The sequence below is a fragment of the Streptomyces sp. NBC_00377 genome (genome assembly GCF_036075115.1).
Taxonomy (GTDB): domain Bacteria; phylum Actinomycetota; class Actinomycetes; order Streptomycetales; family Streptomycetaceae; genus Streptomyces.
The window spans coordinates 6535353-6548461 of the sequence record NZ_CP107958.1; the positions used below are offsets into that span (position 1 = coordinate 6535353).

Genomic DNA, 13109 nt, shown 5'->3' on the forward strand with positions numbered 1-13109 from the left:
GGTGAACTTTCGAGGTTCGGCGATGTGGTGACCGTGTGCTTTCTAGCGTGGGCATCGGTCGGTACGGGCGGTGGAGGTGAGCGGACGGGTGAGTGAACTGGTGCGGGAGCCGGACGAAACCGCGGCTGTGGACAGGGGCTCGGACGTCGAGACGGAGGCGACGGGGTCGTCGGAACCAGGGTCGGGCATCCTCCGTGTCTTCGGGCGCCAGCTGAAACGGTTCCGGCTGCGGGCGGGTCTGGAACGCACCGAGTTCGGGTCGCGGACCGGGTACTCGGCGTCCACGATCGCGGCGTTCGAGCAGGGGAGGCGGGTGCCGTCGCCCCGGTTCATCGACGTGGCGGATGGGTTGCTGGACGCGGGTGGCGTCTTGCAGGAGATGAAGGAGGAGGTCGCGCGGGCGCAGTACCCGGCGTTCTTCCGGGATGCGGCTCGGTTGGAGGCGGAGGCGGTTGAGCTGTGGGTGTACGGAACTCTTGCGATCCCTGGCCTCCTTCAGACCGAGGAGTACATGCAGGCAGTGTTCGAGATGTGGCGCCCCCTGTTGGATGAAGTGACGGTCCAACAGCGGGTTGCTGCACGACTGGCCCGACAGCAGGTTTTCCAGCGGAAGCCGCCTCCGTTGGTGAGCTTCGTTATCGATGAGTCGGTTCTGCGGCGGCCGCTGGGAGGTGCCGCCGTCATGCGTGGACAGCTGGAGCAGCTGCTGCTCGTTGGCACCTACCGCAACGTGGAGATCCAGATCATGCCTTTGGACAGGGAAGACAACGCAGGAGTCGATGGGCCGTTCGTCGTTCTGCACAGAGACGGTGCAGACCAAGTCGCTTACCTGGAAGCCCAGGGACGGAGCACAATCGTGAGCGAGCGAACAGAGGTTCGCGGCATCGTGTCCCGTTATGGAATTATCCGAGCGCAAGCCCTCACTCCGCGTGAGTCCATGGCTTTCATCGCAAAGTCGCTGGGAGACGTATGAGCCTCGAAGAGACCGCCAACAGCTCTGACCAGCTCAACTGGTTCAAGAGCAGCTACAGCGGCGGAGCCGGTGGTGAGTGTGTGGAGGTGGCCTCCTGCACACACGGGATCCACGTGCGGGATTCCAAGGACACTGTTCGTACGGGACTGGTCGTCGGACCGGGGGCCTGGGCGACGTTCGTCGGGTACGCCGTCGGGGAGACCGGCTGAGTCAGCGGCTGCACCCTGCCGTTCGGGTTCACACCATCCGAATTGCTGCCTTGAGGTCGTCCATGAAGGTTTGCCAGGACGGTAGTTGGGACACCGGGCCGTAGGGGTCGAGGCGTTCGAGCAACTTGTGGCGATGGTGGGGGAAACGCTTCTGGAAGCCTGCCAAGCGCCGTCCGGTACAGCCGCTTGCGGCGGCCAGGGTGTCCTTGAGGAGCTTCTTGGGGTCGACGACCTTCTCGGCTGCCACTCCGGTGGGGAGATTCAGTTTCATCCGGCCGTTCGGATTTTCGGCGACCTGCCGGATGCTCGCCTCGTCGAGGAGCAGCCATGCCTCCAGCATCCGTACGGGAACGACCGCGATGTGGGGATGGCCGGGCCATTCGGCGGCGACCGCCTTGGCGACCTCTTCCCTGCGGTCGTCGCCGGATGTCCCGTCCGCGTCCCGGTGGACGATGATCAAGTCGTAGTCGTCGCCGAACTTACGCACCTTGCGCAACTTCTCCGGGACCGCGTGGCAGGACGTGAAGCCCAGCCGACCGAAGTCCGGAGACGTGATCGAGACCGCCTTGCCGGAAGAAGCGGCGACCGCCTCGATATGCGGGACAAGCCCGTCATCGCTGGTGCCTTCGCCGGTGAACAGGATCCGCAGGGTCACGCGGCACCCCAGTCGATGAGTGTGGTCTGCGCTCCTGGCGGAGTGGTGAGGTACGGGAGGATGTCGGCTTTGGTCACGTAGTCGCGCCGTCCTTCGGTGACCCGCCAAGTGTCGTGAAGCGGGCGCAGCCGTAGCGCGCGAGCTGTCGAGCTGTCCTCTAGCCGGTGTACGGCTGTCTCCGCGAAGAGCAGGTCTTCGGGTGACACGAGCTGGACGACACCGGGGGAGTGGGTGTTGATGAGTACCTGCCGGAACGGGTTGTCCGGGCCGGGCTCGGCTGTGGGATCGACGGCGAGATCTCTGACGAGGTCGACCATGGGGATGAGGTTCGCCGGATGGATGCCGTTCTCCGGTTCCTCCATGCACACCATGCCTCGAACGGTCGGGTCCTCCAGCAGGACGCACAGTGCGAGAAAGCGCAGAGTGCCCTCGGAGAGGCTGCGGGCCGGGAGCATCATGCCGTCCGGCTCACGTACGTGGACGGTGAGTAGCTGACGTACCTCGTCCTGGTCCACTCCCAGGTCCCGGACCTGGACGCCGGTCATGTCGGACAGACGTCCGGCGACCCGTGCGTACACCTGCTCGGGATCTCCGCTGGGCGTGGTGTGCGCGACGCGGTACAGAGCGGCCGGCAGGTGTGATCCGTCGACCCCCATCACCTGTGCGTCGATGAATCGGTCGGCGCTCCGCAGAGCTGACGGCTCAAGAGCCAGTCGTCGCCAGGACTCCATCTCACGGCGAGCGGCGAGAATCGTCGGGTCGTCGCTGGAGGTGATGGTGGACACCACGGTGGCGGGAGCGCGTGAAGCGGCGGCGGGTTTCGGCTGACCCCGGCTGCCACCGTCCTGGTGGATCTTGACGATGGATTCGCCCGATGTGGCATCCGTGTCGGTCGAGATGAAGGGTGCGCCGCTGCGATGACCGGCGATGACCGCGTTGCGGAATTGGCCTGCACTGTGCGGGAAACGCAGATGCTGCTTGGCTTCACCCTTTGTGATGTGGCGCAGGTTCTCGCGGAGAAGCGTGAGCCGACCGAACCGGTCCAAGCCTGAGGGTTCCTGGTAACCGATCTCCAGCTCGTAGCGGAGGAAGGACGTCGTTGGCTTGGCGGCTCGTCCGAAGTCGTCTTCGATCGCCAGCGGCACGATCATCTCGGCCGCGAACCGCATGCGGTGATGGCCGGAGGCGAAACCCTTCCAGAAGAGGTCACGTGGATCACCGTGACGTTCTCCGTGTACGCCACGAACCTCCTGGGCGGCCTCCATCATCGACTTGTCGGCGAGCAGGGAAAGGAACTGGATCGCGTCGAACACGTTCGACTTGCCGGTGCCGTTCTCGCCCGCGATACAGGTGAAGGGGCCGAAATCGATGGACAGTTCCAGCAGGTTCTTGAACCCGTGGACTTCCAGTCGGGTGAGCATCAGGCATCCACCTCCAGCGAGTCGTGTGTCGCGTCGCTGCTCAGCGTAGGTGTGGAAGCGGGTGCGGGCGGGGACCAGCGACCAGCGGCGATCTCGGCGTCCAGGCGCGCTTGGAAGTGCGCGTGAGCACCCCGCATCTCGGCTTCGCGGTCCGCCTTGTAGAAGGGCGGTTGGTATCCCTCGGGGGGCGGTGTGGTGTCCGGGCTTTCGAGATGAGCGAGGAGGGCGGGGTAGATGTCTTTGGTCTGGCCATGGCCATAGGCGTATGAGTCGCGGGCCACCCTGCGCCCATGCGCGTCGAAGTACATCTCGGCTTCACGTTCCGCGAGTACGGGGAAGCGCCCCTTGTAGATTGCGACGATCTGATTGACGGTGATGCCGAGCCATACGGAGACAAGGGCGTCCAGCTCGACTAGGGCTGCGCGGCGCGCGTACTCGGTGCGGAGAGGCGTGGCGTGGGTCCAAGTGGACGTGAGATGCCCTGAAAGAGGTGCGAGACCAGGCCACTCCCTGGCCCAGCCTTCGTACCCGGGCCAGGTGGCGCTAAACAGTTCCTGCCAGAGGGAAGCATAGATGCCGGTCAAGCAGTTCAGGCGGAGGGTACGAAGAAGGAGAGGGTGCGCTAGGGGATGGTCGGATGTGGGGGCGGGCATGTCCGGTGCGCCCCCGGCCTGAAGATCTGCTCGCCCAGTGATGCGCAGGAGGTAGTCCAATGGCAGGGCTGCCCAGAAACCTGCGCTCAGGGCAGTCAGGCGATTATTATCCAAGGCCATGGAATGGACGGCATTGACGTGCGCGGGTCCGGGTGGGAGAAGAGCTGCGAATAGGCTGCGCTCGCTATTGAAAGGGATCATCCGTCGCCAGGATAGGCGAAAATATTCTGTATATCGGCGGCCGTCCCAGGAGTCCTGGGCTTCCCTGTATCGATCTTGGTCGCATGCGCGCACGTAGTTCGTCTTGGGGACGAAACCGGGTTCAAGATCCGATAGATTCAGGGGAATCCAGTCGTTATTGCTCCGACAGGGAATCTTGGGCTCCTTGGCGAATGGAAGTGCGCCACCGAAGTGAGGACCCTGAAGCACAACGTCTTCCAGGGAAGTTACAGTCTTACTAGACCAGCGGATATAGCCTTGTTCTTTTCCTGTCTTTTCGTTGTAGCCGGAGCTGATCCGGGGCCTCAAGGTGCCTACTCGGCTTTGTGTCCGACCCAGAGCGTCGATGGCGCCTTCCTCAAGTGCCGTGACTGGGAACAGAAGCCGAGTTTGCGCGAGGGGTAGTTCGGTGTCTCCAGTCAGTCGCCGCCAGCTTCTCAATCTGTCCCTGTTCACGGAAATCAGGCGCGCACGGTGCGGCCGTAGATCCCATGCACCTCTATGTCGCACACCCGGAACTGGCCCCGCCCCGTCGTGCCCGAAAGAATCGAGAAGTGTTTCTGGTGCAAAAAGCCAGCTCGCATGCCTGAAGGAAATCCGCTGGCGATTCCCGTAGATATGCAGACCAAATAGCGCGTTGTCGCTGATCTCGCTGAAGAGCTTCATCTTGTTCATGAACTGTGCGTGCAGGCGCAAGTGGGCGTATGCGGAAGCCCTGAACTGTCTTTCCTTTTCTCCGCCGAAATGAGTATCGGGATGGATTAGACCCGCTGCTCCGGACGCGCCCAGGTTGTCCCATGCTCGACACATGAATGCCCGGTAGAGGTCGGGCCGAGTGCCAGACATCAGTGGGTAAGTTGCCATACTCCCGAGCATTGCGACTGTTCCCGTGTTGGCTGTAAGCTCACCGAGAAGATATTTGGTAGCCGTCGAGTCGACATCGGCGAGTATTTCACCCTTCCGCAATCTCCATGCTGTCGTGCTCGGCTTCTCTTCAAGTTTGAACCACGGTTCCAGCTCCGCCAGTACGGCATCTTCCAGCCAATCCGGTCGAACCCAAGGCGGATTCCCCACCTGCAAGTCATAGCCACCCCGCGCGAACACCTGCGCAAAGTCCAGTTCCCAGTGGAAGAACCCCTGCGCTCGCGCCACATCCCCCGCAGCCCCCGCCCAAGGGAACCGCAGCTCCAGCTGCTGGAAGTGCTCCATCCCCATCAGGTCCGGCAGCGCATCCTCATAAGGCTCAAGCTCCGCCAGTGACCCGAACTCCGCCACTAGCGAGTCAGCCGGGACATCCTCCGTGCCGACCAGCGACTCCGCGAACTCCAGCCAGTCGTCAAGCCCTGCCAGCGGAACCACCGCTCGCTTCCGCGCACCCCCGATGGCCTCCTTGCGGCGACCCGCACGCCGACGCTCCACCGAGGCCGCCGTCAGCTCACCGGCCCCCGTGACCTCGCCGAAGAGGTCGGTCGTCTCCCAGGACATCAGGACGCCGGACTCGTCGGCCGCCCGCAGGCCCTCCGCCGCAGCCCCCGACGGGAGTTCGTCCGCCGCCCGCTCGTACACCGCCGCCGTACCGTCCAGCAGACCAGCCTCCTGGACCGGCCAGAACCACAGCGCGCACCACGCGTCCATCAGGGTTTTGAGGCGCCAGTAGGGGGTGTCCGGTGCCGTCAGGTCGGCGACGACCTTCTCCCGCTGGACCGCGACCTCCGGCGACCGCAGCCAGCCGTCCTCCGCGCCCCAGACGTCGATCCGGCGCGAGATGTCCCGCTCGGAGATTTCCAGGCGTCGTACGACCAGCTCCCACAGGAACTCCACCCGCCGGGCCGCCGCCTGAAGTCGCTCGGCCTGCTTGGTAGTTGGGGTCCGTGTGATCATCTTGCGCCAGTTGCCCAGCGTCCGCGCCGCCTCCGGGGCCAGCGCCTTCGCCTCCTTCTCGGCGGCGACCGCGCCCCACTCCTTCGCGGGGAGGAGGAAGTGGTGGACGGCGTTCTCCTCGACCCGCTGCACCGACCCGCTCCGAGTCGTGCGCTCGGTCACCGTCAAGGGGAGCCCCTGGCCCGCCTCCGTCAGAGGGAAGCGTTCCGGGGTCGTGCCGAGCCAGGCCGCCTTCTTCAGTTTCTCCGGCGGGTAGACCTCACGCCGGCCGCCGATCAGTGAGTTGCCGCGTCGCAGGTGCAGGCCGAACCACGGGGCCTCCATGCCGGGGTGCATGGTGTTGAGCCACAGCGACACCTCCGCCAGCTCCACAGCCGTCTCGTTCAAGTCCACGCCGTAGGAGTTGTGCAGGGCGACGTACGCCTTGGCCTTCTGGAGTTCGACCGCGTACTTCTCCGTGTCGATCGGTGTGCCCAGCTCCTCCTGGCGGCGGCGCAGGTACTCCGCCGCGACCTGGTTGATGGCCTCGTTGAGGAACGCGCCCGAGCCGAGTGCCGGCTCGCAGATCTTCCAGTCGAGCAGCTCGCGTGCCTCGGTCGTCGTGCCGTCCTGGTCCAGGCGGTGCTGGAGGGCCAGTTGGACGGTGACCTTGGTGAGCGACTCGGGGGTGTAGTACGAGGCGGAGGTCTGGCGGTCGCGGCCCGAGAGGCGGTAGACGAATGAGCCGGGGGTGTAGGTGACGCGGACGTCCTCTCCGGTCTCCTCGTCGCGGCGGTACACGAACACGTCGCGCGGATAGTCGTCGATCTTCGACTTCGGGATCAGCCAGGAACCGTCCTTCGGGTCGCCGCCCTTCGCGACCTCGTACAGATCCTCGTTGTCGGCGGCGATGAAGCCGCTGTACGACATCAGGCCCTCGTACACGGCCCCGAGCTGGTTGATGCCGAGCTGGGCGTACGAGATGAAGCCGCCGCGCTCGCCCTTCTTGCCGCGCGTGATCATCAGCAGGCGCAGCACCTTGTAGAGGGTGGCGTTCCGCAGCCGGGTGTCCAGAACACGAGCACCGATGCCGCCGCCGTCGGTGTCGTCCTCGTCCTCGTCGGTGTCGTCGTGCGGGTGCGGGATCGCGCCCAGGCCGATCAGCCGGATCGAGTCCGCCTCGAACAGCTTGGAGTGCAGCGGCTCGAAGCGCAGGCCCACGTCCTCGCTGGCCTTGGCGTCCGCTTCGACGCCGTCCGTCTCCAGGGCCGAGGGGCCGTGCGTGCGGCGGGAACGGTAGCCCTCCTGCACCTTGCGGAAGAGCAGGTCCAGTGACTCGTACAGATACGTGCCCTGCCGGGACTTCTCGTCGACGAGGTCGCGTTCGGCGATCAGTTCGCCGAGGCGGCCGAGGCCGTAGCCCTGCTGGTACTCGGGATAGTCGGCGGGCAGGATGCCCAGCTCGGGGCGGGCCTCCGCGTAGAGCAGGAACAGGACGCGGTAGAGGTAGCGGAGCGACTCGCGGGTCAACTGCTTGCCGAGGTCGCCCAGTTCGCCGATGTCCTCGGGGCGTACGTCCTGGTCGCGCAGCCGGGCCAGGACCTCGCTCGCGATCAGCTCGACGCTCAGCCGTAGACCGTCGCGGAGTTCGCTGGAGACGCCCACCGCATGCTTGGTGGACTTGCCGACGAGTTCGGCGAGGGGGTTCTCGCCGCCCTCCTCCGGAGTGCGCAACGAGTCCGCGCCGAACAGGGCGGCGATCGTGTCGAGTTCGCCGCCCGCCTTGGTGTCGTTGCGTTGCAGGGCCGCGTCCAGGGAGACGGCGAGATAGCGGCCCTCGCCCCACACCGTCCGGTCCGCCAGGACGACGACCCCGCCGACCAGCAGCAGCACGTAACGGGGCGCGTCCTCGCAGGCGAAGAGGAACGAGGCGAGCTTCGAGCCCGTCGGTACGGTGTTGCGGCCCTCCAGCGGCACGGGGTCCAGCAGGCGGCCGGGGCCCTCCGGGTCGAGGGCGGCGTCCGGTTCGGCGGCCCAGCCGCAGTCGACCGCGACCAGGCCCTTCTCGGCGTGCGCCACCCGCACCTCGTACGGCTGGTCGGCGCGGGTGACCGTCATAGTGCGGGGCTTGGCGTCGTAGCCGAGCGCTCGCAGGACCTCGGCGTTCAGGGCGCGAACCCGCTCGGCCCAGGCGGGGGAGTCGTATGTCGCCGAGTCGTCCTCGGTGTCCTGGGCGGCCGCCGTGCCGTCCTCGTCCTCGGGGAGCGCGAAGGAGGAACGGGCCCGGAAGTAGCGCCGGCGCAGGTCACGCAGGCCTACGCGAGGGGTGACGGGCAGGACGTCGTCGGAGTCCGGATCCCCCGACACCGTTTCCGACGTTCCTCCGGCCGCCGCCGCGGCCGCCCGTTCGGCCTCCGCCCTCGCCTCGTCCTCGCGCTGCTTCCAGGTGGCGAGCAGGCCCGACTTGAGGTCCTTGGGCAGCACCTCGGCGAGGTAGTGCGCCGAGAAGTAGTCTCCTCGGTTGACCAGGGAGTCGTACGTCATGTCCGGTCTCTTCTCAGGGAATCTCAGGTCGGGGGAGCTGGCGGGCGGGGTCCGGGCCGTGGGCGGGCATCGGCTCAGGCCGTGGACGGCGCCGGCGCGGACGCCTCCGGGTCGGGGACCAGGACGGCGAGGACCCGCAGCAGCGGGCGGCCGGTGGTCAGCAGCGAGTCAGCCAGTGAGGCGAGCGACTTCTTCGTCCGCTCCCCGGCGAGGGTGGGCTGCTCCCAGTCGCCCAGCCGGGCCTTGTAGTCGTCGATCGGTTTGCGCAGCGGCTCGTCCCAGGCGTCGCGGTGCCGGTCGAGGAAACGCTCGGCGGCGGCCAGGGCATCGGGGATGCCGGCCTCCAGCGCGGTCGCCGGCTCGCTGTGACGCATCGGGTTGGCCATGGTCGGTCCGACCCCGGAGCGGCGCAGCAGCCCCACCATGTCGTCCTCGACCGTGCCACCTCGCGTGACGCCCATCCACTTGACGACGGTCGGCCGTCCCAGCGCGTTGGAGTAGACGCCCTGCACGAGGTACGTCGGCTCGGGCACGTCGGCCGTGATGATCAGAGCCTCCTGGCGGCCGAGACGGACCAGGACCTTGTCCGTCAGCCACTCCACGACCGGATGCAGATCCGTGAGCAGAGAGATCTCCGGCCAGCTGGACGTGGACGACTCGCGGGCCCGCTTCAGGGAATGGTCGGCCAGCCGGCGGTTGAAGGTCACCAACAGCCGCTCGCGCAGCCGCTGTTCGCGCACGTAGTCCAGCGGAAGCGCCTTGAGGCGGTGCACCAGGTCGGTGGGCGGGCGGAAGGACAGCAGGCCCGACTCGGTGTCCCGGTGCAGGTCCAGGCTGGTGGTCGCGTCGGGGAACACCTCACGCAGCGCCTCGTCCAGGAACTCGGCGGTCGACGTGAACAACCGGGGCACCGCCGCATTGCCCGTGCTCGCACTCGCCTCGCCCGGCGCCGACGCTCCGGCACCGTTCCCGTAGGCGTCTGGCGGGTCCGTGTCCTCCGCGCCCGGTTCTGCGTCGCCCACCGACCCGAAGAAGTCTGCGAGGAAGTCGTCCATGGCCGCGTCCGCCTCGGCCTCCGCCCGGCGCGCGTCCAGCGACTCGTCCACCGTACGGCCGCGCAGCAGATCCTGGATGAGGGACTTCTCCTCGGCCTCCGCCCGGTACAGGCCCGTCACGGCCTCGGCCGTGCCCAGCGCCCGGTGCGCCTGGTCCTCCCGCTCCAGCAGCCGCTCCGCCACCACCGTGTCGTCCTTCGCCCCCTCCACCTCACTGGTGAGGATCAGCGCGCGGAACTGCGGCTGGTGCGCCTGCCCGTAACGGTCGATACGGCCGTTGCGCTGCTCGATGCGGATCAGCGACCACGGCACGTCGTAGTGGACCAGCTGGTGGCACTGGCGGTGCAGGTTGACGCCCTCGGACGCCACATCTCCGGTCAGCAGAATGCGTACGGGTGCGTCCGCCAGGCCGAAGTCCTCCACGCACTGCATCTGCTGCTCGTCCGACAGGCCGCCGTGCATCACCCGCGTCGACTCCTCGGCCGAGCGGCCCCGGAAACCGAGTGCCGCCGGCAGGACCGTACGCAGCCACTCCAGGGTCTGCACCCGTTCCGAGAAGACCACCACCCGTGCGTCCGACTTCGGGCCGACACCGATCGCCTTCAGCTGTTCGACCAGCGCCGTGAACTTCGCGGAGTCAGCCTCCGTGAGCGGTGTCACCAGCTCCTGGAGCGTGCGCAGCGCGGCCAGTTCGGCGCGGGTCGCCGTCGGCTCGTTCTTCTTCTCGAGCGTCTTGATGCGTGCGGATACCGTCGCCTTCAGAGCCGCGTGCGAGGACAGGAACGACTTCAGCAGCGTGTAGGGGAAGAGGGGCACACCGCTCACCGACGTGCCGTTCTCGCCTGGTAGCCAGACCGCCGCCAGCTCCTCGAAGATCTTCTCCTCGGCAGGTGTGGCCTCACACCGAACGGACTGAGAGGGGCCGCGGTCCGCCCACTGGCCCTTCATCTGCTCGCGGACCTCGGGGCTGACCTTCGTACGGCGGATGAAGAGGTGCTCGATGTCCTCCGCGCGGTAGTGCTCCGGATCCCGGATCGCCGCCGGGTCGAGGAGGCTGATCAACTCCGCGAACGACTTGGCGTCACCGTTGTGCGGGGTCGCCGAGGCCAGGATCAGGGCGTCGGTGCGCGGGGCGAGGATCTGCGCGAGCTGGTTGCGCAGGGAGCCGCGGTTGATCAGGTTGTGCGACTCGTCGATGACGACCGCGTCCCAGTTGATGCGCTCCAGGTGGTGCTTGTACTGGTCGGTGTTCTTCAGGGTGTCGATCGAGACGATGACCCGCTTGAAGTACGTGAACGGGTTCCGGCCCGCCGGGATCTCCCGCTGGATGCGCTCGATGCCGACCGAGTCGAGTCGTACGAGCGGGATCGCGAACCGGGTCCACAGCTCGTGCTGGAACTGCTCCAGGACGTGCTGCGGGGTGACCACCAGGATTCGCTCGCCACGCCCCCGCCGGATCAGCTCGGCCAGCGTCAGACCGATCTCCAGGGTCTTGCCCAGACCGACCACGTCGGCGATCAGCAGCCGCGGGCGCAGGTTGCGGCCCGACAGGGCCAGCTCTGCGGGGCGGCGCTGGTAGGGGAGGGAATCGAGGAGGAACGAGTCGGCGAGGGCCAGCCGGCGCTCCGACTGCGGCAGCGCGGTCTTGCGCAGGACCGCCTCCAGGAAGAGACGGGAGCGGCGGAAGTTCGACGACTCGTCCCGGACCAGCTTCGTACGGCGGGGGTCGATCAGCTCGATCGTGTCCAGGCCGGTGAAGAACACGGCCTCCTGGTCCCGCACGAAGTCGGACACGCCGACCACGTCGACCTTCGCGCCGTCGTGCTCGGTGCGCACGGAGTTCCGCACGAGCCACACCTCGTCGCGCACGAAGACCTGCGCGCCTGCCGGAAACTGGTCCTCCCCGGAACCCACCGGTGCGGTGCTGCTCTGCTGGGCGGTCACCCGCTGCCTCCCGTGTCCGTCGTGCTGTGCTGTTGTCGCGGTCGCCGCCCGGCGCGGACCGACGTACCGCTCACGCTGTTGTACCGCTCCACTGTGCCGTATCGGCGGCAAAGCGCGTGAACCACCCTCACCGGGGCAGACCCGCAGGTCAAGGCGTCGCGGTGCGGGGAGGCCGCAGGTCGGGATTCGGCGAGGCGTGAAGGGGCGTCTCGGTGGCGCGCCTGCGCGCCGAGAGGGTCAGAACGCGGCACCCGCCGCGTAGGCCTCGCGCAGCTGCTGGGCCGTGCGCTTGGCCTGTGCGGAGTGGCGCAGGGAGCGGGCGGGGGGCCGACCGGTGCCATGCGCACGCCGAGGCCCGGCCTGCGCGCCACCTAGGTCCATCTCATCCTGCATGTCCCGTTTGTCGTGTGCGCTTCCCGGCAACAGAACCGTCGGGTCGGACGGGGCGGGCGGCGCGGCTGGAGATGTCTCGTGCGGCGACGTCAGCAACAGGGTGGGCTCGGCCCCCGAGGTGGGCTCGTCCGGGAACGCGGGCCGTGGCTCGTCACGGGGCAGTGTCACCGGATCGGGCGGAGCGAGGGTCGAAGGTACGACGCTGCCCGATACCGCTGCCGGCAGCAGCGTGGGAAATTCCTGCGGGGGCGCGGCGGTGTAGGTCGTGAGCCGTCGGCGAGCCTGGGCGAGTTTCATGCCCTGCGCCTCGACCAGGGCGCGGCACTGCTGGACGACCTCGGTGACCGTGGGCCGGGCTTGCGCCTGGTGGGACAGCATGGACGTCAGCAGAGGTACCAGCTCGGGCGGTGCACCGGTCAGATCGGGAACCGTCGCGGGATCGGTCACCATGTGGAAGAGGACATGGATGTTGTTCGCCCGATACGGCAGGTGCCCCGTCGCGGCGAACAGCAGCACTGTCCCGAGTGCGTACACGTCGACGGCGCTCGTCAGCGGCTTCTCACCGTTGGCCTGCTCGGGCGGCATGCAGGACGGGGTGCCGACGACGGTGTTGGCGGCGGTGAGGGAGGCGCTCGACTCGGCGAAGACAGCGAGACCGAAGTCGATGATCTTGGGGCCGTTCGGTCCGAGAAGAATGTTCGCGGGCTTCAGGTCACGGTGCAGCAGACCCTGCTTGTGTACGTAGCCCAGGCCCTCGGCGATGGTCGCGCCGAGCGAGAGGACGAGCAGCGCGGGCAGCGGGCCGTGCGTCATCACGTGCTTGCCGAGGTCCGGTCCCTCCACGTACTCGGTCGCCAGCCACGGCTGCTCCGCGTCCGCGTCCGCATCGAGGAGCTGAGCGATCCGCGCGCCCCAGACCGTCTTCAGGATGTCGATCTCCTGCGCGAAACGCAGTCGGGACGTCGAGTCGACGACCGACGGCTTGATGACCTTCACCGCGGCGGGCTCGCCACCGGGCGACTCACCGAGATACACCTGCCCCATCCCGCCCTGCCCGATCCGGCCCAACAGCTCGAAGCCGCCGATCTGTGCGGGATCCTCGGGGCTGAGCGGCGTCGTCTGCACTTCTGTCCTCGGGTCGGGTCCGGCCGGTGGAAGGCGGCGAATCGGGTGGATGACAAGC

The 13109-nt window shown here is 67.3% G+C and carries 7 protein-coding genes; 2 read left to right on the forward strand and 5 right to left on the reverse strand.

Translation table 11 applies throughout. From position 1 onward, the window contains the following. Window positions 1-97: 97 nt before the first annotated feature. Entirely contained in the window at window positions 98-973 is an 876-nt protein-coding gene (locus OHS71_RS29030) for a helix-turn-helix domain-containing protein (protein ID WP_443047176.1), read from the forward strand. After that, entirely contained in the window at window positions 970-1182 is a 213-nt protein-coding gene (locus OHS71_RS29035; protein ID WP_328482268.1) for a DUF397 domain-containing protein, read from the forward strand. Before OHS71_RS29030 ends, OHS71_RS29035 begins: the two co-directional genes overlap by 4 nt. Window positions 1183-1210: 28 nt before the next feature. Here the strand turns inward: OHS71_RS29035 and OHS71_RS29040 are convergent, their stop codons facing one another. The 5 genes from OHS71_RS29040 to OHS71_RS29060 form a co-directional block, all read right to left on the reverse strand. Further along, complete coding sequence (locus OHS71_RS29040; protein WP_328482269.1) at window positions 1211-1837, reverse strand: DUF4276 family protein; 627 nt, start codon at window positions 1835-1837, stop codon at window positions 1211-1213. Beyond that, window positions 1834-3258 carry an AAA family ATPase gene (locus OHS71_RS29045; RefSeq protein WP_328482270.1) on the reverse strand — a complete coding sequence of 475 codons (1425 nt, stop codon included), beginning with the start codon at window positions 3256-3258 and terminating at the stop codon, window positions 1834-1836. Before OHS71_RS29045 ends, OHS71_RS29040 begins: the two co-directional genes overlap by 4 nt. Next, on the reverse strand, window positions 3258-8534 hold the full coding sequence (locus OHS71_RS29050) for a class I SAM-dependent DNA methyltransferase (RefSeq protein WP_328482271.1): 5277 nt from the start codon (window positions 8532-8534) through the stop codon (window positions 3258-3260). Before OHS71_RS29050 ends, OHS71_RS29045 begins: the two co-directional genes overlap by 1 nt. Before the next feature lie 74 nt (window positions 8535-8608). Beyond that, window positions 8609-11533, reverse strand: a complete 2925-nt coding sequence (locus tag OHS71_RS29055) for a DEAD/DEAH box helicase (protein ID WP_328482272.1) — start codon at window positions 11531-11533, stop codon at window positions 8609-8611. A gap of 237 nt (window positions 11534-11770) precedes the next feature. Next, window positions 11771-13051 carry a serine/threonine protein kinase gene (locus OHS71_RS29060; protein WP_328482273.1) on the reverse strand — a complete coding sequence of 427 codons (1281 nt, stop codon included), beginning with the start codon at window positions 13049-13051 and terminating at the stop codon, window positions 11771-11773. Window positions 13052-13109: the final 58 nt, after the last annotated feature.